The sequence below is a fragment of the Paucilactobacillus salsurae genome (genome assembly GCF_054784995.1).
Genome location: NZ_BAAHWX010000001.1, coordinates 83,834 through 106,486 on the forward strand (window position 1 = coordinate 83,834; position 22,653 = coordinate 106,486).

General features: G+C 37.8%; 19 protein-coding genes and 1 other RNA gene. 16 read left to right on the plus strand and 4 right to left on the minus strand.

Annotation, left to right across the window (positions count from 1 at the left end; genetic code table 11):
• Positions 1–108: 108 nt before the first annotated feature.
• Genes ACYVQZ_RS00455 through ACYVQZ_RS00470 form a run of 4 tightly spaced genes read left to right on the plus strand, consistent with a single transcriptional unit; the run spans position 109 to position 5,538 of the window.
• Positions 109–2,916, plus strand: a complete 2,808-nt coding sequence (locus ACYVQZ_RS00455; RefSeq protein WP_461239433.1) for a helicase C-terminal domain-containing protein — start codon at positions 109–111, stop codon at positions 2,914–2,916.
• A 53-nt stretch (positions 2,917–2,969) separates the two neighbouring features.
• Positions 2,970–3,470, plus strand: a complete 501-nt coding sequence (locus ACYVQZ_RS00460; protein WP_461239434.1) for a cell wall elongation regulator TseB-like domain-containing protein — start codon at positions 2,970–2,972, stop codon at positions 3,468–3,470.
• 20 nt (positions 3,471–3,490) lie between these two features.
• Complete coding sequence (gene asnS / locus ACYVQZ_RS00465; protein ID WP_461239435.1) at positions 3,491–4,786, plus strand: asparagine--tRNA ligase; 1,296 nt, start codon at positions 3,491–3,493, stop codon at positions 4,784–4,786.
• Between the two features lie 38 nt (positions 4,787–4,824).
• Positions 4,825–5,538: a DnaD domain-containing protein gene (locus tag ACYVQZ_RS00470; protein WP_461239436.1), complete on the plus strand. Its 714-nt coding sequence runs from the start codon at positions 4,825–4,827 to the stop codon at positions 5,536–5,538.
• Between the two features lie 70 nt (positions 5,539–5,608).
• Here the strand turns inward: ACYVQZ_RS00470 and ACYVQZ_RS00475 are convergent, their stop codons facing one another.
• Positions 5,609–7,888: a PBP1A family penicillin-binding protein gene (locus tag ACYVQZ_RS00475; RefSeq protein WP_461239437.1), complete on the minus strand. Its 2,280-nt coding sequence runs from the start codon at positions 7,886–7,888 to the stop codon at positions 5,609–5,611.
• A gap of 11 nt (positions 7,889–7,899) precedes the next feature.
• Positions 7,900–8,532, minus strand: coding sequence for a Holliday junction resolvase RecU (gene recU, locus ACYVQZ_RS00480; protein WP_461239438.1), 633 nt, complete (start codon positions 8,530–8,532; stop codon positions 7,900–7,902).
• 146 nt (positions 8,533–8,678) lie between these two features.
• Between recU and ACYVQZ_RS00485 the strand changes: the two genes are divergently transcribed.
• From ACYVQZ_RS00485 to ACYVQZ_RS00510, 6 genes are all read left to right on the plus strand, one after another.
• Positions 8,679–9,251 (plus strand): SLOG family protein, encoded by a 573-nt coding sequence (locus tag ACYVQZ_RS00485; RefSeq protein ID WP_461239439.1) that lies wholly within the window; start codon positions 8,679–8,681, stop codon positions 9,249–9,251.
• 78 nt (positions 9,252–9,329) lie between these two features.
• Complete coding sequence (gene gpsB / locus ACYVQZ_RS00490; protein ID WP_461239440.1) at positions 9,330–9,689, plus strand: cell division regulator GpsB; 360 nt, start codon at positions 9,330–9,332, stop codon at positions 9,687–9,689.
• Positions 9,690–9,704: 15 nt separating this feature from the next.
• Positions 9,705–10,074: RNase P RNA component class B (rnpB, locus tag ACYVQZ_RS00495), an RNA gene on the plus strand.
• An 85-nt stretch (positions 10,075–10,159) separates the two neighbouring features.
• Entirely contained in the window at positions 10,160–11,290 is a 1,131-nt protein-coding gene (locus ACYVQZ_RS00500; RefSeq protein ID WP_461239441.1) for a THUMP domain-containing class I SAM-dependent RNA methyltransferase, read from the plus strand.
• Positions 11,291–11,371: 81 nt separating this feature from the next.
• Positions 11,372–11,974, plus strand: coding sequence for a nitroreductase family protein (locus ACYVQZ_RS00505; RefSeq protein ID WP_461239442.1), 603 nt, complete (start codon positions 11,372–11,374; stop codon positions 11,972–11,974).
• 229 nt (positions 11,975–12,203) lie between these two features.
• Entirely contained in the window at positions 12,204–13,298 is a 1,095-nt protein-coding gene (locus ACYVQZ_RS00510; protein WP_461239443.1) for an NAD(P)/FAD-dependent oxidoreductase, read from the plus strand.
• On the opposite strand, the gene ACYVQZ_RS00515 is transcribed toward ACYVQZ_RS00510, so the two are convergent.
• Entirely contained in the window at positions 13,273–13,659 is a 387-nt protein-coding gene (locus tag ACYVQZ_RS00515) for a ribonuclease HI family protein (RefSeq protein WP_461239444.1), read from the minus strand. The genes ACYVQZ_RS00510 and ACYVQZ_RS00515 overlap by 26 nt on opposite strands.
• A 32-nt stretch (positions 13,660–13,691) precedes the next feature.
• Here ACYVQZ_RS00515 and ACYVQZ_RS00520 point away from each other — a divergent pair, with 32 nt between their 5' ends.
• The 6 genes from ACYVQZ_RS00520 to ACYVQZ_RS00545 are packed head-to-tail and all read left to right on the plus strand — an operon-like array spanning position 13,692 to position 20,835.
• The gene (locus ACYVQZ_RS00520) at positions 13,692–14,099 is read left to right on the plus strand and encodes an EbsA family protein (protein ID WP_461239445.1); all 408 of its coding nucleotides are present in this window, start codon (positions 13,692–13,694) and stop codon (positions 14,097–14,099) included.
• Complete coding sequence (locus ACYVQZ_RS00525) at positions 14,099–15,766, plus strand: formate--tetrahydrofolate ligase (RefSeq protein ID WP_461239446.1); 1,668 nt, start codon at positions 14,099–14,101, stop codon at positions 15,764–15,766. Before ACYVQZ_RS00520 ends, ACYVQZ_RS00525 begins: the two co-directional genes overlap by 1 nt.
• Positions 15,767–15,787: 21 nt before the next feature.
• Positions 15,788–16,234 carry a signal peptidase II gene (gene lspA, locus ACYVQZ_RS00530; RefSeq protein WP_461239447.1) on the plus strand — a complete coding sequence of 149 codons (447 nt, stop codon included), beginning with the start codon at positions 15,788–15,790 and terminating at the stop codon, positions 16,232–16,234.
• Positions 16,227–17,141, plus strand: coding sequence for an RluA family pseudouridine synthase (locus ACYVQZ_RS00535; RefSeq protein WP_461239448.1), 915 nt, complete (start codon positions 16,227–16,229; stop codon positions 17,139–17,141). Before lspA ends, ACYVQZ_RS00535 begins: the two co-directional genes overlap by 8 nt.
• A 27-nt stretch (positions 17,142–17,168) precedes the next feature.
• On the plus strand, positions 17,169–18,257 hold the full coding sequence (locus tag ACYVQZ_RS00540; protein ID WP_461239449.1) for a carbamoyl phosphate synthase small subunit: 1,089 nt from the start codon (positions 17,169–17,171) through the stop codon (positions 18,255–18,257).
• On the plus strand, positions 18,247–20,835 hold the full coding sequence (locus ACYVQZ_RS00545; protein WP_461239450.1) for a carbamoyl phosphate synthase preATP-grasp domain-containing protein: 2,589 nt from the start codon (positions 18,247–18,249) through the stop codon (positions 20,833–20,835). The genes ACYVQZ_RS00540 and ACYVQZ_RS00545 overlap by 11 nt, the downstream gene beginning before the upstream one ends.
• A 34-nt stretch (positions 20,836–20,869) precedes the next feature.
• Here ACYVQZ_RS00545 and ACYVQZ_RS00550 read toward each other — a convergent pair whose 3' ends face one another.
• A complete protein-coding gene (locus ACYVQZ_RS00550) occupies positions 20,870–22,543 on the minus strand; it encodes an NFACT RNA binding domain-containing protein (protein ID WP_461239451.1) in 1,674 nt (557 codons plus the stop codon).
• Positions 22,544–22,653 lie beyond the last annotated feature (110 nt).

The window sequence follows — 22,653 nt, forward strand, 5'->3', positions numbered from 1 at the left end:
TTTTGTTTTGCTTACTGATTTGTTCACTGTTAGCCAAATGATCAATGGAAAAATTACCTTACAAATAGTATGATTAAATAGTATAAATCTACTGAATTGGTGACATTCATGCAAAAACAACCTATCTATTCGATTGTGGATCTTGAAACAACTGGAACTAGTTGGAAAAATGACAACCGAATTATCCAAATTGGCTGTGTGTTAGTTCAAAATCAGACAGTCATTAATAAATTTCAAACAACAATTAATCCGCGCATTGCGATTCCGGAGAATATAGAACAATTAACAGGTATTAATACAAAAATGGTGCGTAACTCACCATTTTTTGATGACGTCGCTGGTACGATTTATAGCCTCCTGAGTGACACAATTTTCGTGGCGCATAATGTGGATTTTGATTTTCCATTTCTGAATGCCGAACTTGAAAAGGCAGGCTATCCAGCACTTGAAATTCCTGCTATTGATACAGTGACACTAAGTCAAATTTTATTTCCAACCGCACAAAGCTACCGACTCCGTGACTTGACCACTTATTTAAATATTAATCATGATAATCCGCACACCGCTGATTCTGATGCGTTGGCTACAAGTAAATTACTTCAAAAAATTTTGGAACGGGTTCACGAATTGCCAACAGTGACACTGCAAGCAATTATTAATTTAAAAATTAAACTACCGTTGCAAAGTAGTTTGATTTTTTCAAACGAATTTGCACAACGTCGTTCAACCAAATTAGCATCTGGGCTATATATTAAAAATCAATTGGCATTGCGTAAAGAACCACCAATTATGACGACTAATTTAAGTAAAACGCCTAAATATCCTTCTACTAAGCCTGCTAAACAAAAAGCTTTTGGCACTCACCTGAAGTACCGTGGCGGACAGGCTAAAATGATGAATACAATTTTCAATAATTATCACCACCAAGATACCAATAGTCTCATTATTGAAGCAGGGACTGGTATTGGTAAAACGTTGGGTTATTTATTTCCACTCATGTATCTGTCATATCCTGATAAAAAGGTAGTGATTTCAACTGCTACACAAGTACTGCAACATCAGATGGCTAAAAGTGTCATGACCCAGTTAAACCAGATTTTGCCGTTTCAAGTGAACTGTGTCGTGATTAAGGGAAATCATCATTACTTAGATTTAGCAAAGTTTAATCACTCTTTAAGTGTCATTGAAGACATCAATCAGATTCAATTGATTAAAGCTCAAATCTTAGTTTGGCTATTACAGACCATTACCGGTGATCTAGATGAACTTAATTTTACTAATCACCAAATGCCGTACTTCAACGAAATTATGCACACAGGCATTGATTTACTGGATCCTAATGATTCATTTTACGAAGATGATTTTTTAATTCGACGCAACAAACGCCTGGAACATGCCAACATTGTGATTACAAATCACGCTTATTTAAGTGTTCATGGGCAAGAAATTGGTGAAAACCTACATCATCCATACTTGGTAGTTGATGAAGCGCAACATCTAAGTGAAAATATTTTGCAGCAATCACGTTCTATGCTAAATTTTCAAGCAATTACGCGAGTATTGCATTTGCTTGAAGATCTTGTTAGCCAACATCAAGAAAATACATTGGATGAGGTTTTTAACAATTTATCAGTTGCTAGTTATAATATTCGTTTGTTAAGGGCTGATTTACAACAGTTGGATGAAGCATTTAAAGAATTTGAACAGGCATTATATCGCAAGTTCATGTTAAATGTGATTTCAAAACAATCACAGCAAATTTTTGAACAAACTGTTGATAATCAGGCATTGGCTGAAATTTTAACACCTGAAAATCCCTTAATTCAAAGTATTGAACAATCACTAGGAAACGTTCACCTTCATTTCAATACGTTGATGAATACCTTTGCCAATGAAGAAGGACGTTGGCTTGCCAGTGACCGTTATTTGATGAATCAATTTGATAGTCAATTACATGTTTTGTCAAAAGTGGATGAAACCTTAAACCAATTTATGGACACATTAGACAAACAGCCTGAGGAATCGGCCTTTTGGTTAACCATTCATCAATCAATGGAGCAAAGCACCATGCGATTAAGTGGGGGACTATTGACAACTAATCGTTATTTGTCCAAAAATATTTATCCGTCATTTATGCCGCCATTATTTGTCGGTGCTACGCTGTTTTCATCAAGAAGGTCTCAATTTTTATATCAACAGCTTGATTTGGAGCCGGCACAAACCAAGGTAAAAAAAATAGAATCGCCATTTGATTTTGAACATAATGCCCGACTGTTTGTTGCGGCTGATGCACCCGTAATATCAACGCATAACTATCGTGATTACATCAATTATTTAGCAAACACAATTTATGAGTTAACGAATCAAAATCGGTGTCAATCGATGATCTTGTTTAATTCATTATTGACGATTGAACAAGTGTATAGCCAATTACGAAATACCGACTTATTTACTAAACGTGATATTTTAGCGCAAGGCATTTCAGGTAGTAAAGAGAAAATATTGAAACAATTCGCGACGGGTACAGATTCTATCTTGTTGGGGGCAGCGAGTTTTTGGGAGGGGATTGATTTGCCCAATGCTAAATTGCAATTGCTCATCATTACCAGGCTACCATTTGATTCTCCAAACGAAGTCTTAACTAAAGCAGAAAACAATCTATTACTAAAAAACGGCAAAAATCCCTTTTACAATTCCGCACTCCCTAAAGCAACATTAAGATTACGACAAGGATTAGGAAGGCTAATTCGCACGTCGAAAGATTATGGCGTTGCCGTTATTTTGGATCGCCGTTTGATTGAACGTAAATATGGCCAAACCATGTTAAAAACATTACCGCCAAACTTACCGGTGAGCGACATTGATACAGCTAAAATTCTGACGGAAACTAAATCTTTTTTTAAGAATAGACATTAAACACTAGATATTTGCTATAATATCAGTCGATATATTTATAAAGGGGTACAACTATGCAAAGGCAACGCAATAAAAATCGACATCTTCATCCGGTGCGCATCACAATTGCTGTGGTCGTATTGGTTTTCTTATTTGGTTGGATTGTATACGCAACCGGTAACCATCCTAAAAATGCTGCCCAAGCACAGGCAACATCTTTAGCACGCAAGTATGCACATTTAACCCATGTCAATGGTTTTTATACCTATAACCGAGAGAAAACTTATTATACGGTTGCGGGGACAAATCAAAAAAATCAAAAAGAATACGTGATTGTTGCTCAAAAAGGTGGCCGAATTAGGGTATTGAAACAAAGTGCTGGTATCAGCAAAAATGCTGCTTTATCCCAAACATGGCAACAACGTAAGCCAAAAAAAGTGTTAAAAATTGCGTTAGGCGTTTTTAATGATAAACCTGTTTGGGAAGTCACCTATATCAATCAAAAAGGTAATTTATGTTATGACCTCCTAAATTATAAAAATGGTCATGTGATTCAAAAAATTAGTAATTTGTAGAAATATTGGAGGAATTTGTGGTGGAAACTATTAATATTATTGATGCAGCAAAACATGTAAATGAAAGAGTCAAAATTGGTGTTTGGCTAACCGACAAACGCTCAAGTGGTAAAATTGCTTTTTTACAATTGCGAGATGGTACTGCTTTTTTTCAAGGTGTTGTGTTAAAAAATGAAGTTGATGAAGCAACTTTTGATTTAGCAAAACATTTGCATCAAGAAAGCAGTTTTTGGATTGTTGGTGAAATTCACGAGGATACTCGGTCCAAATTTGGGTACGAAATTCAGGTAGAGGCAATTGAACTTCTTGACCCCAGTGGAGATTATCCAATCACTCCAAAAGAACATGGTGTTGAATTTTTAATGGACCATCGTCATCTCTGGTTGCGTTCCAGCCGACCACATGCCATTTTAAAAATTAGAAACGAAATTATTCGTGCCACTTATGAATTTTTCAATAAGGAAGGCTTTACTAAAATTGATGCCCCAATTTTAACGGGCAGTGCACCCGAAGGAACTACCGATTTATTCCACACTGAGTATTTTGATCAAGATGCTTATCTCTCACAAAGTGGACAATTGTATGAAGAAGCAGGGGCCATGGCGTTTGGCAAAGTATTTTCTTTTGGGCCAACATTTAGAGCTGAAAAGTCAAAAACACGGCGCCATTTAATTGAATTTTGGATGATTGAACCTGAAATGGCATTTATGCATCAAGAAGAGAGCCTTGAAGTTCAGGAAAATTATGTGGCTTTTTTGGTGCAAAATGTGATTGATCATTGTGCAGATTCATTGGCAACACTTGATCGTAGTATTGAAATCCTTAAAAAATACACTAAAACTCCTTACCCACGTATTAGTTATGACGAAGCAATAGAAATGTTGCAAAAAGCTAATATGGATGTGAAGTGGGGGGATGATTTTGGTTCACCTGAAGAAACTTATTTAGCTGATCAATTTGAACAACCAGTCTTCATCTTAAACTATCCAAAGGCGATTAAGCCGTTTTATATGAAACCACATCCAACACGAAATGATGTCGTTATTTGTGCGGACTTATTGGCACCTGAAGGCTATGGTGAAGTGATTGGTGGCTCTGAACGGGCGATTGATTATGACTACTTACTCGACCAAATCAAAAAGGCTGGTTTAGATCCTAAAGAATATTCCTGGTATCTCGATTTAAGAAAATATGGTAGTGTTCCACATTCAGGTTTCGGTTTAGGATTGGAACGGGCAATTACGTGGATTACAGGTGAGGACCATGTGCGAGAAACAATTCCATTTCCACGATTACTCAACCGCATTTACCCATAGAATTACTCATGAAGAAAAGAGATAAGAGGTGAACATGAATGACTGAATCACAACAAAGTGCATTTCACCAATATTTATTGGCAGGTCAAACTACTGTCAGTAATCTTGTTTTGCATCATTATCGTCAATTAGGCATGTCGAGCAGTCAATTGATTGTTTATCTTGAACTAAAATCCTACCTTGATCAAGGACAGCAGTCACCGGATATTAATCTAATTGCGCAACATTTGGAAATTGAAGTGACACAGGTTTATGAAATTTTACACCAATTAATTTCACAACAAGTACTGCGGCATGAAACCAAGTTAGACAAGATGGGGAAAGAAACTGATTACTACAGTTTTTTTCCATTGATTGATAAATTAATGGTCTTACAGACGCAAGAAAAAACAAAAAAGGAACAGACGGCAGATATCAATAATCGTAAGCAATTATTTGAAAAAATTGAGGTTGAATTTGGGCGTCAATTATCGCCAATTGAGTTGGAAACAATTGGTAAGTGGATTGATGAAGATCACTATGACTTGAATATGATCGAATTAGCTTTACAAGAAGCTGTCTTGAATCAAGTCTGGAACTTAAAATATATGGATCGTATTTTGCAGAATTGGGAAAAGCAGCATATTACAACACCGCAACAAGTTCAGCAAGCACGCGATAAATTCAATATGCAACATAAAGACGATGCTCAACATCATCAGCAAAAAAAGTCAGGTCCACAGATTCCATTATTTAAAATTGGTGATCAATGATTTTGATTATCAAAATATAGAGAAAAAATCGCAAACTTTCAAAGTTCGCGATTTTTTTAACTATTATTTATTAATTATTGTTATTAGGATTAGAAGGATTAGTGGTCGTACCGCTATTTTGGGTATCTGAACCAGTACCACCAGTACCACCACCAGGCGCCTGTTCTACGGAACTAGAATTATTAGAATTACTGCTTGCGCTATCTGATTCTGCTTTTGATTCGCTCTTAGATGAAGAAGATGACGTCACAGCGTCCTTATTAGCCTCAGAATCTGAGGCAGAACCAGTATTATTTTCAGCATATTGATCACTTATTCCGGTATTACTCCAACTTTCACCACGGACTTCTAATTCTCGAGTACCGCCACGATAAACAGTTTCAACGGAATCAGGCTTTTGCCAATTAGAACTTGGATTTTCGTTTTCAAGGTAGTTCATTTCAGTCTTATATAATAAAGCAGCAGTTTTTTCATATGAACCAGAAACGGAATGACCAACTTCAAATTGATGATCATAACCCGTCCAAACGGAGATCGAGTAGTTTTTAGTATAACCACTGAACCAAGAATCCATGACCCCTGAAGAAATACCACTATCAGCTGGATACTGGGTTGTACCAGTTTTACCAGCCTGATGAACCCCAGAAATTTTAGCACTTGTTCCAGTTCCTTCAGAGTTGTTAATTACACCTTTAAGCATATCAGTAATCATATAAGCTGTAGAAGATTTCATTACTTTTTTTCCTTCAGCAGAATAGTTAAAGGTATCACCACTTTTAGTAGTCAGTGATTTTATATAATAAGGTTTGTAATATGTTCCGCCATTTGAGAAGGCCGCATAACCGGCAGCTTCTTGAAGCGGAGAAATGTATAAACCAATTCCATTTTGCAGGTCATACTCTTTGTTTGATGAAATACCTAATTTTGACAAGAATGTTGTCGCTTTATTCATCCCAACATCTTGTAATGTTCGAATAGCAGGGATATTTCTTGATTGAACTAAGGCAGATCGCATTGTCATGGTTCCTTTGTATTTACGATCAAAATCATATAGTTTTTTATTCGTACCTGGATAGGTGAAGCTAATATCCTTAACAGGTCTAAATGTTGGATAGTGTAAATATTCAATTGCTGGGCCATAATCCATCAATGGTTTAGTTGTAGAGCCTGCACTTCGGTCAGTTTGAACGGCACGATTAAGGCCAAAAGTAACTTTACCGACTTTTCGGCCACCTAACATTGCGATGATTTTTCCATTTTTTGGATTAGTAACAGCCACACCGACTTGCATTTTTGAATCTGGGAAACTAACAGTACCATCATTAGCAGCATCATAAAGATGTTCTTGAGCACCCATATTTAAATTAGTGTGAACTTGAAGACCGTCAGTGTATGGGTTATAGCCTTTTTTCTTTAACTGACTCACAACTTGTTTTAAATATGAATCGACAATTTTATCATTGTTGTGCCCAGTTGCAGAAGTTGAATCTGTATTGCCATGGCTTGAATCTAATCCTGTCTGTACACTAACTTGTTTGGCACTGACGGCTTCAGATTTTGAGATGTATTTACTTCGCTCCATGGCACTTAAAACTTCGTTACGTCGTTGAGTCGCATACTTAGGGTGTGTAATTGGATTATAATACGTTGGAGATTGTGGAATTCCAGCAAGCAGTGCTAATTGGGCTGTATTTAATTGACTTAAATTCTTACCAAAATAATATTGCGCTCCCGTTTGCATTCCATAAACACCATTACCCATGTAGACTTTGTTAATATAAAATTCGAGAATCTGTTGCTTTGAAAAATGGCGTTCCACATTAATAGACAACCAGGCTTCTTGAGCTTTACGTTTAATAGTTTGGTCAGAAGAAGCTGTTGAGAAAACAGACAATTTAACCAGTTGTTGGGTCAACGTACTTCCACCTTGTAGTCCAGCCGATGAACCAAAAACATTAGAAAAAGCAGCACCAATAATCCGTACTGGATCCACACCATGATGTTTATAGAAACGTCGATCTTCAATTGAAACAACCGCATTTTTTAGGCCACTGGGAATCGACGAAGATTTAACATACTCTCGTTTTTGTGCGCCCAGTTGTGATACAACGTTATTGTCAGCATCATAAATAGTTGTCGCATTTTGGCTGGCAAGCTCATCTTCTGATATTTTTGGTGCACTGGAAGCGTAATAGAAGAATAATACCGCGCCAAATAAAATTAAAATTCCCAGAATGCTGGCACTCCAAATTAGAATTTTTTTAATCAGTCCGTTGCGCTGATTGCCGCTACCACCATCACGATTAAATTGCTCTCTTCGTGAGGGGGTTTTTTCTTGATTGTCAGACATAATAAACTCCTTTATTCTTCATTACTTGCTAAAATCATTTTATCTACTGCGTCCAGGTAAGGCAACAGTGGATTTAAATGATATTGGACTGAATAGCCTTGATCCACAATTGTTTGATATGAAATCGATTTTCGTCCGCCAGTTTCTTGTTGGTTCCAGCAAGTAATTAAAATTGATGCTGGTAGTAAGTAAATTTCATTTTTTTGCGTAAATTTAAGAAAAGCAAAACAGATACCGCCTTGTTTCAGACAGGCATTTAGGTGGTCAATTTGATGCTGATGAAAATTTTTTAAAGGAAAAGAAGATTTATTCCTAGTTTCTTTAGCGTCAAAGTCAATATAATAACCACGATAGATACCATTATAATCGGTAGTTGAAGGCTTTCTAAAATAGGCTTCTTTAATGACAGCAGCGCTTCTTTTGGGATAGTCGACTTTTACCAACTGAATCGGAGTTGGCTTTTTGTGAATGACTGCAATTTCGTGTTGCAAATAATATTGGTTGCTTTCATTAATCTCTTCTTCAAGACTCATACCACGTTTTCCATAAATTGAAATATGGTTATTCTCATTAGCATGATTTTTAGTAGAAGATAGATTGTGCAATCGATTAAATTGCTGTCCATTGGGATAGTTAATCGCCATGTTGCGCCACCTTTCTAGCCTAAATAGTATTATAACAAAATTTAGTAATAACAATGGTTAAATTTTACTTGTTTCGGCGTTATGAGTTATATTGTTGTCAATTTTCGTATGTTAAGATTAAGAACAGCGAGAAAGGATCATCAAAAATGAGTAGGTTATGGGTAACAGGATACAGAAGTTACGAATTTGGCATATTTTCAAAATCAGACCAAAAACTAGATGTTATTAAATACGCCTTAAAACAATCATTGATCACTCATCTGGATAATGGAACCGACTGGTTAATTACAGGCGGTCAGCTAGGCGTTGAACAGTGGGCTGCTCAAGTAGGCTTAGAATTAAAGCCACAGTACCCGCAGCTTAAAATTGCAATGATGTTGCCGTTCGCCCAATTTGGACAGCAGTGGAATGAAAATAATCAAGCCAGCCTATCAGCCTTAGTTCAACAAGTAGATTTTAGTGATCAAGTGAGTGATTCAGACTATCATTCGCCCCAACAGCTAAAAAATTATCAAGCCTTTATGTTAAGCCATACGGATGAAGCCCTTTTGGTATATGACCCAGAACATCAAGGTAAAACTGAATATGATCTAACGGCAATTAAAGTATTTCAAGAGCAACATCCGTATCCAATGACTATGATTGATTTTGATAGTTTGCAAGAAAGCGCTGAGGAATATTTTGAATGGTTAGAAAGTAAAAGAAATTACAAAGAATAATGATTGCGCTTTGAATTTGACTGTTTTTTTGATAGAATAATCTTTGTATTGAATGAAAGATGACTGAGGTGCAAACAATTGGATAACATTAATTTTACTCCTAAAGATATCTTACAAAAAGAATTCAAAGAAAAACGGATGGGTGCAGCATATGATCCAGCCGATGTTGATAGCTTTTTAGATGATGTCATTAAGGATTACGACGCTTTTACAAAAGAAATTACACGTCTGCAAGATGAAAATGATCGACTTAAAGGTAAAGTAGACGAGTTGAATCGTCAGGTCGAAGTTGGAACAAGCGTTACAACTCAAAGTAGTCCAGAACAACCTGTTTCAAGTGCAACAAATATGGATATTTTGAAACGGTTATCCAATCTTGAACGTCGCGTGTTTGGCTCACAATTAGACGGTAACCAGTCAGATTCACATTTACTTTAATAGTCACACATTGTAAATTTTGGGTAATTGCGGTTGATTTATATCAACTGAGGAAAGTCCATGCTCGCACAGACTGCGATGTCTGTAGTGTTCGTGCTCGGTGAAAAAATAAGCCGGGGAACCAGTAATGGTTACGGCGGAAAAAACGGCTAAGGCATCTGCTATGTCCGAGTATTCCTGAAAAGTGCCACAGTGACGAAGCAATACTGGAAACAGTATTGATGGAACGCGGTAAACCCCTCGAGCGGGAAACCCAAACTTTGGTAGGGGAGCTTCACATAGGTAATTGAACCGATTGTGGGGGAAGATTTTGTCTTGAGATAGATGATTACCACTGTGTGATTGAGCCTGAAGATCACACTTCGACAAAACATGGCTTACAGAAATTTACGATCAGGGACTCGAATGGTTTGCCATTCGAGTTTTTTTTGAACTTAAATGCATAATTGCAAAAGAAATTGGAGAAAAAAATGAAACAATTTAAGTTGATGGCCACCGCTGCCGCGGGAATTGAAGCTTTGGTGGGCAAAGAATTACGAGATTTAGGATATGACACCACTGTGGAAAACGGCCGAGTACGTTTTAATGGTGATATTAAGGATATTATTAATACAAATTTATGGCTTAGAACCGCCGATCGTGTCAAAATTATTGTGGGTGAGTTTAAAGCGTTAACGTTTGATGAATTGTTTGAAAATGTTAAAGCTCTCCCATGGGATGAATTATTACCACTCGACGCTGAATTTCCAGTTGCAGGACGCTCGCACAATTCACAACTACACAGTGTGCCTGATGCCCAAGCCATAGCTAAAAAGGCGATTGTTGCCAAATTAAGTGACGTTTATCATCGACGTACTCGTCTTCCTGAAACAGGCGCCCGTTATCCAATTGAGGTGGTCATTAACAAAAATCAAGTGATGTTAACATTGGACACCACTGGTGATAGTTTATTTAAACGTGGTTATCGTAAAGCAAAAGGGGGCGCGCCATTAAAAGAAAATATGGCAGCTGCTATGATTTTACTAGCACACTGGTTTAACGATAATCCTTTTGTTGATCCAGTGTGTGGATCGGGAACCATCCCCATAGAAGCAGCCCTAATTGGTAGAAACATTGCCCCAGGATTTAATCGTGATTTTGTTTGTGAAAAATGGTCATTAACACCAGCTAATTTAAGTGATGAACTGCGAGCAAAAGCTGATGAACAAGCTGATTACGATGTTGATCTAGATATTACCGGTTATGATATTGATCAAAATATGATTGACATTGCGCGGGTTAATGCCAGTGAAGCGGGTGTCTTACAAGATGTGCAATTCAAACAATTAGCTGTCAAAGACTGGCAAACTGATAAAATTAACGGTGTAATCGTCGCTAATCCACCATATGGTGAGCGCCTCAGTGATCAAGAATCGGTCAGACAGCTCTATCAGCAAATGGGTACCATTTACCGACCAATGACCACATGGAGCAAGTATATCCTGACGAGTGATTTAGAATTTGAAAAATTTTATGGCGAAAAGGCCACTAAGAAACGCAAACTCTATAACGGTGCGCTTCGCACTGATTATTTTCAATTTTGGGGTCACAAGCAACGATAAAATTAAAGAAAAAGCTTTACTTGTAAAAAGTAAGTATGATATAGTAACGCATGTTGATAAATTATCTGGAGGAATTAACTTATGAAAACTAACTTTTTAGATTTAGAAAAGCAACGTCGGACAATTTATGCACTTGGCAAAAATGTCACATTATCAAATGATGAACTCACTGAATTAATTGAATCAGCTATTAAAAATGCACCAACAGCATTCAATAATCAAACCACTCGTGCGATTATCGCTTTTGGTGATGCTCATGATCAAGTATGGGATATTGTTGTTAAGCGTTTAAAGAGCGAAGTTCCTGATGAAAAGGCTTATGAAGCAACCAAAGCAAAAATTGCTGGTTTCAAAGCTGCTTACGCAACTGTCTTATTCTTTACAGACACAGACGTTGTCGAAGACTTTAAGAAATTAGCACCACTATACGCTGATAACTTTGGCGATTGGGCAGAACAAGGAAACGGAATTGCTAACTTTGCAACATGGACTGCATTAGCAGACAATGGTATCGGTGCTAATTTGCAACATTACAATCCAATCATTGATGACCAAATTCGTGATGCATTCGATGTTCCTGCTAGTTGGAAATTACGTGCCCAAATGCCATTTGGTTCAATTGAAGCACCAGCTGGTGATAAAGACTTTATTGACGATAGTCAACGATTCAAAGTTTTAAAATAATTTCAGCTAAATTGATTTACCATAACAACATTACATGTGTAATGTTGTTTTTTTTATTGTTCGGTATTTGAAGAAATACAGTCTAAAAGAGCTAGTAAAAAAGTCTATAATTAAAATTTATATGAACAAAATTAACGTTATTTTCATTTATAACTCTAATTTAACTGAATTACAGCGCAGAGTATCGTATAATAAAATTGTTATTTTGAAAATGAAAGAAAGTGACTCTTTGACAAATATCGCAATTGTTGGTGGTGGCATTGTTGGTAGTACAACTGCCTTTTTTCTTGCGCAACAAGCAAATGTGAATATCACGATTTTTGATGATGGCATTGGCCAGGCTACTAAGGCAGCAGCCGGTATTATTTCGCCTTGGCTATCTAAACGGCGCAATAAACGGTGGTATCATTTAGCTAATCTGGGGGCCGGGTTATATCCGCAATTAAAAATGGATGCCCATTTGTCACACGATGCATATCAACAAACTGGCACACTAATCACTAGATCAAAACAGACTGATCTCGATGAACTAGTCGCACTTGCTGTAAAACGAAAGCAAGATGCGCCTCAGATGCAAACAATTGACGTTTGGCAAACAACAGAAATAAAACGGGCTTTACCATTTATTTCAAGTCAAATGCAAGGAGTTTTTGTTTCTGGTGGTGCACGCGTTGATGGTCATGCACTAATTAGGGATTTGTTGAATACTGCCAAACTACATGTTAATAAACAACGAGTACAGCTATCTCAAAAAGAGCGGCAGCTGTTTGTCAATGGACAGGCTTTTGACATGATTGTTTTGGCAAGTGGCGCATGGTTGAATCAATTAATTCACCCACTCGGGCTCACTAGCGTGGTAACGGCACAAAAAGGGCAGTTAATTGAATTAACAGTGCCGAACTTGCCAGTGACAGAAAAGATGCCGGTCGTTATGCCGGAAGGGCAACGTGATATCATTCCAACTGGTGACCACCGGTTACTAATCGGAGCAACTCATGAAAATGAACTCGGTTTTGATCTACAAAAAGATGATCACTTGTTACAAAGCGATTTATTAGCCAGTGCTCAATTGAATATTGATCATTTAAAGTGGTCCCAGGTCGATCATATCAGAGTTGGTACTAGAGCCTACACACCAGATTTTGCACCATTCTTTGGCCGATTACCGCAATCTCCTAATATCTTAGTGGCAAGTGGACTTGGTTCGTCAGGACTGACAACAGGGCCGTTAATTGGTCAGTTGATGGCAGAAGCCATTATTAAAGATCACAATGATTTCAGTCAATTTAGTTTACCAGTCAGTGACTATGTAATGCCTGATTAGCCAATTGGTGTGCCCCTTGATTTTGTTTTTCAGGAATCCAATAGGTGACGACCATTTGAAAATAATCTACAAGTTGCGCTAATCTTTCGTACTGTAATTGATAATTTTTGCTATATTTTTTACCTAGAGCATCACTAACTAGTCGACTGTCTGTATAATATAAGATGGTTTCATTAGCAGCAAAGTGATCTTTTAAATAGCTGAAGCCAGTAATAGCAGCCGCAAATTCACCTTCGTGATTGGTGGCCTCCAAAATACTTTGAGATATTGGGAATTGTTGATGGTCCACAATGACCAAAACACCCAAACCGGTTTTGCCTTTCGATCCTTTTGTAGCTGCGTCTGTATATAATTTAATCATCGGAAAATCCCTCGATTTAAAGGAGTTTATTCATGCAAGACGAACAAGAACAACGTTATTTTTATCAGCCAAATATGACAACCACAATTATTTCTTGGAGTTGGACCTTTGTCATCTTATTGGTGGGCATTATTATCTGGTTAGAAATTACCCATTTTCAATGGATTACTGCTACATTATTTATCTTATTTGCCATATTGACCATTTTACAAGTCTTTAGACGAACCATGATTATTACACCAACTAAAGTGATTTTTAATAAGGTACTGCAAAATAAATATTTGGTGATTCCTAAGGCGGATATTAAACATCTTAAGTTTAACAAACAATCGATGCATTTCACAATTAATGGTCAAACCATGTATTTTACTTTTTCTCAACACACGCTATATTCAATAAAAAAACAACTGCAACCAACACAGACGGAGGATGAAAGTTAATGACGGATATTGAAATTGCACAAAAGACAAAATTGTGGCCGATTGCTAAAATTGCTAATCAAATCGGTTTGACTGAAGATCAAATTGAACCCTATGGTAAAACTAAGGCAAAAATTGACCTAACGTCACTTGATATCAATCAAACTGATTCGACACACAAATTAGTGTTGGTAACGTCGATCAATCCAACACCAGCAGGTGAGGGTAAAACCACCGTTTTAATTGGATTAGGAGATGCGCTTAAGCAATTAGGTAAAAAGACCGTGATTGCGATGCGCGAACCATCTTTGGGACCAGTCATGGGAATTAAAGGTGGCGCTACTGGCGGTGGCTACAGCCAAGTCGTCCCGATGGATGAAATCAATTTGCATTTTACAGGTGATATGCACGCATTAACCAGTGCTCACAATACTTTGGCTGCCTTAATTGACAATTATCTACAACACAACAATACACTTAATCTTGATCCGAGAAGATTGTTGTGGAAACGAGTATTAGATATTAATGATCGTGAATTACGGCAAGTAATTGTTGGACTAGGTGGTCCAACACAAGGCGTTCCACGTCAAAGCGGATTTGACATCACAGTTGCTTCAGAACTAATGGCAATTTTATGTTTAGCCACCAGTTTAGATGACTTAAAGCAGCGCATCAGCAAAATCGTGATTGGTTACACGACTGATCGACAACCCGTGACTGTGGGCCAATTACATTTTGAAGATGCGATTACCATTCTTTTAAAAGATGCCATTAAACCTAATTTAGTTCAAACACTAGATCATACGCCAACACTTGTTCATGGTGGTCCGTTTGCAAATATCGCTCACGGATGTAACAGTATTTTAGCCACAAAAACAGCTTTGCACTTAGCTGACTACACGGTTACGGAAGCGGGTTTTGGAGCTGATTTAGGCGCAGAAAAATTCTTTGATATTAAGGTCCCAGCACTGGGCAAAGTTCCGGATGCAGTTGTGTTGGTAGCCACAATTCGCGCATTAAAGTATAATGGTGGACAGAATCTTGATGATTTAAAGAATGAAGATTTAGCTGCTTTAAAAGCAGGCTTTAGTAACTTACAGATGCACATTGATTCTTTGAAGCAGCGTCATGTGCCATTGATTGTGGCGATTAATCATTTTGAAACGGATAGCGATGCTGAAGTCCAGTTGCTAACTGACTATTGTGAGAAACAAGGAATTGCTGTCACTGTTGCAGATAGTTGGTCAGAGGGTGGCAAAGGCACTCAAGCCTTGGCACGGACGGTGATTAACCAAACCAACCTAGATCCTAGCGATTACCAGCCATTATTAGATAACACGTTGTCAGTTGAAGAAAAACTAACCACTATTGTGACACATGTGTATGGCGGCCGGGACATTGAACTTAGCAAGAAAGCCGCACGTCAATTGAAGCAGTTTAAAACTGCTGGTTGGGATCACTTGCCAGTCTGTGTTGCAAAAACACAATATTCATTATCTGATGATCCAAAAGCACTGGGAGCACCCAAAGGTTTTACGTTGCACATTAAAGAATTTATTCCTAAAATTGGAGCAGGATTTATTGTTGCGATTGCTGGGAACATGCTAACCATGCCTGGACTACCGAAACATCCCGCAGCTCTTGATATGCATATCGATAGTGATGGAACAATTAGCGGCTTATTTTAAGAAATTTCGTTGGAGGAACATATGCCAGTATACTTTTTACTATGTCTTTGTTTAGTTCTACTTGATCAATTAAGCAAGTGGTTTGTCACCACACATATTGGCTTAAATCAAGTTGTTTCCGCTATACCGGGATTAGTTTCATTTACTCACTTACGTAATTATGGTGCTGCTTGGAGCATTTTGGTTGGACAGCGGTGGTTCTTTACAATTGTGACACTGATTGCTTTAATCGTGATGGGTTATTTTCTGTGGAAATTACGGCAACAAAAACTGTATGTACTTGGCTTAGTCATTATGTTTGCGGGCACACTTGGTAATTTCATTGATCGAATTCGGTTAGGCTACGTAGTTGATATGGTTCAATTGGACTTTATCAATTTTCCCATTTTTAATTTAGCCGATATGTGTTTGACTTTCGGTGTGATTATTTTAATTATTGCAGTATGGAAAGAGGATCAGCATGCCTGAAAAATTTCAATTAATCATTGACAATCCGGATGATTTGGATAGAATTGACAAGATTTTAGCCAAACATTTAACTCAATTCTCGCGTTCGCAGATAAAAAAATTAATTGAAACAAAGCATATTCTAGTCAATCAAATGCCAGTTAAAGTGAACTACAAATTGAACTTAAACGACAAGATTGACGTATTACCAGTGGAACCACAGAAGTTAAGTTTGGAACCAGAAAATATTAAATTAGATATTATTTATGAAGATGACGACGTACTAGTCGTCAATAAACCACAAGGAATGGTTGTCCATCCATCAGTGGGTCATCCTAATCATACGTTGGTCAACGCATTGCTCTATCATAGCCCGCTATCCACCATTAACGGTGAATTCCGACCTGGAATTGTTCATCGAATTGATAAGGACACTTCTGGTCTACTAATGGTCGCAAAAAACGACCATGCGCATAAAGCACTTTCGGCACAGTTGAAAGCAAAGAAAAATGAACGAGAGTACATAGCACTGGTCCATGGACAAATTAGTGAGAATGAAGGCGTTATTGATGCGCCAATTGCCAGAAGTAAAGTGAACCGTCAAAAGCAAGCGGTTCAAGCAGATGGACGCCCTGCAGTCACGCATTTTAAAGTGTTGAAGCGTTACCAGCATTACACGCTCGTGAGCTGTCATTTGGAAACAGGGAGAACACACCAAATTCGTGTTCATATGCAATATATTCATCATCCTGTCGCAGGGGACCCATTATATGCGCCGTCGCACACCTTGCCAGGCCATGGTCAGTATTTACATGCGCACACTTTGGGATTTGACCAACCCACGACACATGAAGCAATGTCATTTACAGCACCGTTACCAGTTGAATTTCAAAACATGATTACTTATCTAGACGAACATGATCGTTAAGTTTTCATCACTGAAGAAGGAATTGTTATGTCGGAACGCTATTTAATTTTAGAAGATGGATCAGCCTATAAAGGGGTTGGCTTTGGTTCACCCGCAGTGACCACAGGTCAACTGGTATTTAACACAAGTATGACTGGCTATCAAGAAATTATTACAGATCAAATTTATCATAATCAGATGGTCTTATTTACTCAGCCTACAATCGGCAGTACTGGAATTAATCAGGCAAACTATGAGTCAATTTTGCCGTCTATTAAAGGTGTCATTGTGCGTGAGGTTGCCAATGTGTCAACTAACCATTTGAGTCGACTGTCGCTAGATCAATATTTAAAACAAATGAACATTCCAGGAATCAGCCAAATTGATACTAGGGCAGTTGTCACCAAATTACGCAAAGCTGGCAGATCAATGAAAGCAAGTATCGTTCCTGTCGCTGATGAACACGCATTTGATCAATTAAATGCGACGGTCTTAACAAATCAGCAGGTTGCTGCCGTTGCCACTCCTAAACCATATCCTAATCCGGACACTGGCATGAGTGTTGTTGTTGTTGATTTTGGTTTAAAACATGGAATTTTACGCGAATTAAGTAAACGTGACTGTAATGTCACTGTTTTGCCATATACTGCCACGGCTGAAGATATTTTACGTTTGGACCCAGACGGGGTCATTTTATCGACTGGGCCTGGAGATCCACATGACTTAGATGTCTCTGTTTTGGAAATGATTCAGTTAATTCAAACACAAATTCCATTATTTGCCATTGGCTTAGGGCACGAGCTCTTTGCGTTGGCAAATCAAGCAGAAGTCACCGAATTACCAGCAGAACATCACGGTATGAACCACCCAATTCGAGAAATCATCACCACTCACATCGTCTATGCCGCCCAAGGGCAGGGATTTGCTGTTAAACGGCAATCAGTTAATCGAAAGAAATTGTTTGTCACTTATATTGACTTAATCAATGATACCGTTCAAGGACTTCGTCATCGTGAATTTCCAGCTTTTTCAGTTCAATTTTTCCCTGATGGTGCGCCCGGTCCTAATGAAACGACAGACTTGTTTGATGAGTTTATAGAAAATATGCAGCATTGGGAGGAACATCATGGTCAATAAAATCTCAAAAGTTTTGATTATTGGAAGTGGTGCAACCGAGATTACTCACGAAAGTGAAACTGATTCTGCAACATTTCAAGTTGCTGTTCAATTAAGGCAGCTGGGGATCAAAACCATTTTATTAGATAATAATCCTTTTTCTTTTTCGCTAGAAAATAAACGTGCGATTGATAAAGGCTGCATTTTACCGTTAACACTTAAAAATGTTTTGACAGTGATTCGTGATCAACAACCAGATGCTATCTTACCTAATTTAGGTGGGTTGACCAGTCTTCGTTTAACACAAGAAATCATCGAAACAGGAATTCTTCGTGACCAAAATATTCAATTGCTAGGAACACCCGAGGCAACCATTCGACAAATTAACAATCCAGTATTGATGAATCAAACTTTAAAACAGATGAAAGCTCCAATTATTACGACTCAAGCTGTTCATAATTTTGAAGATGCGTTAAATTTAACTCGTGAAATTGGCTTTCCGGTAATTATTAAGCCTGCTGCACCAAAATTTAACGCAACGAAATCAACCTGTCATGACGTCGATGAATTAGCAGATGCGGTTAGTGTTGCGATTGGACAATCAAAAGTTGGTCAAGTCATTGTGCAGCAAAGCATTGCTGGCTATAAAGAAATCGAAATGGTGGTCTTACGTGATCAAGCGGGAACCACCATGCAAATTGCCACGGTCGAAGATTTTGATCCAATTGGCATTCATGCAGGTGATTCAATTGGATTTACGCCAGCACAAACATTGCTAGACAAAGAATTTCAACAATTGCGAAACGTTGCTTTTGCGATTACGCGTAAATTACGAATTGTTGGCGTTAATCACGTACAGTTTGCTGTAAATCCGAACACCTCGCAATATTATGTCATTAAAAATAGTCCTTATTTTGATCGAATAACTGCATTTGCTGCTAAGGCCACTGGTTATCCACTTGCACTTGTGTGCGCTCATTTATTAGCGGGTAAACACTTGAGTCAAATCAAGCTACCCAATTTGACTATTGATCAGGCAGCTCTTGTTGAACCAACAATGGATCACATTGCGGCGCGCTTACCTGTTTGGCCGTTTGACGTGTTACCAGATGCCAATCGACCACTCAGCACCCAAATGTGTTCCACTGGTTCAACAATGGGTGTGGGCCGTAGTATCGAAGAGGCCTTAATGAAAGCTATTCGTGCAGCTCATTTTCATCAAGATAGCTTTGCTATGGCTCACCAAGCACGATTGTCTGATGATCAAATTGTGCAGCAACTTATTCACCCCAAAGCTAATCGAATTATGGTTTTCTTTGAAGCCTTACGGCGTGGCTATTCAGTTTCTGAACTCACGGAATTAACCAAAATTGATCCGTTTTATTTTAACAAATTAGCCCATGTACAGCAGTTGGAGGGTGAAATTGCCGAAAAGCCTAACGATGCTGATATTTTTCAACAGGCCAAGTATTATGGCTTTAGTAATCGCACAATTGCTAGTTTGTGGGGAAAGTCTGAAGCCGAAATCACGGAGTATCAAGATTCAATTGAGCTAAAACCTACATTTAAAGAAATTGAACCGTCCGCAGCAGAATTTGATCAACACACCAATATTTTCTACAGTACTTATGAGCTAGAAAACGAAAGTGAAAAATTCGCTGAAAACAAAGCATTGATTGTTGGAGTAGGGGCATTTCGACTAGGATCAGCAGGTGCAGACGATTATCAAACTGCTTCAATTTTACAGGAATTAAAACTGCAACATACCAAGACAATTTTGGTTAACAACAATCCTAGTGCAGTGTCGATGAATCGATTATTAGCAGATAAAATATACGTTGAACCCTTAGAAACGCCAGATATTAAAACCATTATTGAAATTGAACAACCCAATGTGATTTATGTACCTGGTATGCGGCAGCGCTTAGCTAAAGAATTGCAAGCCCTAGGAATGACAATCAAATTTTTACCACAAAATCAGCCTATTTTGCCACACATGGCCAATGGACCTGAATATGCCTACAATGCCATTTTTGACGGTGAAAAGATCATCGAGTTAGGCGTTAGTGCCCAAATTTTACAGAACGACAGTGACTTTGGCGAGCCTACCGCAAGCGCATTTCCGGTGAATTTAGATCAAGCAACCGATGAAGAACTAAAAACTGAAAGTAAGAAGCAGTTACTCCAGTTGCATGATCCAGGAATCTTTCAAGTATTGTTTGTTAAAACTGATCGATTGTATTTTGAACAAATTCGCAAATTGCCAGCCAGTGAGTCCGCATTCTTCTCCAAAGTGTTAAAGATCAATCTCAGTCGATTGGAAACAAAGTTGTTAACCAGTCAACTGCAACATGATGATTTGGAGGAGCTTAATGGACAAGTTAAACAAGTTAAAGAACAAAAACAAATTGCATTATCAGTGGCTACTTTTCCATTTACAACGCTCCATTTATATGGGGAGCCACTGCAAACAGCAAGTGTTGTTGGGGCACAAATGGCCTTTGGTCATAGTTTTGCTGAGGCAATTAGTCTGTTAAATACGACTGATAAAAACATCAGCAATAATCATGTCGTACTGGATCACAAAATGAATTTATAAAAGCCAATGTTTTCATTAACATTGGCTTTATCTTTTAATTGAAATTTTCTTGTGGTGTGACAGAAATCGTGGTTTGCCCTTCAAAAACAACAAATCCTGGTTTTGCGCCATTAGGTTTACGAACCTTTTTGATAGGTAAATAATCAACTTGGACATGATCGGACATGCGTGCTTTTGAATAAAATGCAGCAATTTGAGCTGCTTGAGTAATAGTTTCTTCTGAAGGATCATTGCTGCGGATAACAACGTGCGAACCGGGAATATCTTTAACGTGGAGCCAAATATCATTTTTGTTGGCAATTTTAAACGTTAAACGATCATTTTGATAATTATTTTTACCAACCATAATGGTCGTACCATCAGATGCTTTTAACTGTAAAGGTTGACTGGATGGTCGTTTATTTTTTTTCTTCTTTGACTTGTTTTTAAGGTAACCTTGTTGCTGTAATTCGAGTTTGATTTCTTCAATATCAGCTGGACCAGCAATTTCTAGCTGCGCTCCTAAGTTAGTCAGATATTCAATTTCTTCGTTTGCAAGCGCTAACTGTTCATCAACATGCGCTACAGCGTTTTTTAATTTTTGATACTTAGTAAAGTATTTTTGAGCATTTTGTGATGCAGTTAATTGATTCGATAAACTGATTTTTAGGGGTTGATTGTCATGATAAAAATCTGGCAATTCAATTTCGGTCATCCCAGGTTTAATTTTTTGAAGATAGGTGGTTAAGACTTCACCTTTGATTCTAAAATTATCGGCTTTTTTGGTGTCCTCAAGTGTTTGATTTAATTTTCTGATCTTCTTTTTGTTCTTTTTCAACTCATTATCAACTAAATGAATGAGTTCACCCGCAATCTGATGGGCGCGATCAAGCTGAACTTTACTAGCATAAAATTTATCCAGTAGCTCAGAAAGGGTCGCAAAAGTGATACCTGATTCAGCTACCGATTTTAAAGAGATTGCACTAAAACTAGTAGACTGGCCTTGATAAAAACTAGGAGTCGGGTGATCAAATTCTGTTAGGAATTGTTGATACACATGTGCATGATCTTCTGATTGCGTCAATCTAGTTGCCAATTCTTTTGCCATATCTTTACCAAAGCCTTGGTAGCTAGTTTGTAGTTTTTGTGCCAGCTCATCAACTGAATCCTTTTGCCTTGCTAAGTCAGAATATACTTGATTGGCAATAAATGGATTTACTTTGTCTTGTTTTGGTGGCTCAATATACTGAGCTCCAGGAAGTAGTAATCTGTAACGGTTCTGATCAGAACTCACGTGTTTGATTGTATCAATGATTTTATTTGTCTTCACACTTAAAAGTGTGATATTGCTGTGCCGTGCCATAATTTCGACAATGAGCGTCAAAGCTTGTTCATCACCTAGCTCGTCACGGGTACTAAAATTAAATTTAACTACACGATCATTATCGACTTGTTTTATTGAAGTCAATATAGCGCCTTCCAAATACTTACGCATTGTCATTGCAAATTTAGTAGGTACTGGCGGATTTTGAAAATTCGTTTCAGTCAGTTGAATCCGTGGGTATGTAGGATTTGCAGATAATAGTAGTGTATGATTCTTTCGGTTTGCCCGAATAATAATGAATAAATCCGTGGGGTAGGGCTGATGAATTCTGGAAATACGCCCGGTTGATAATGTTTGATTTAATTCGTGTACCATTGCATGGGTAAAAAGTCCATCGAATGCCAAAACAAACTCCTCCTTAAAACGTTGTAATAACCTAGATAAGTATACATATAAAAGGAAATGAATACAAAGTTTAAGTTTTCTTTAAAAAAAGCTTGTACATTGCAATTTGG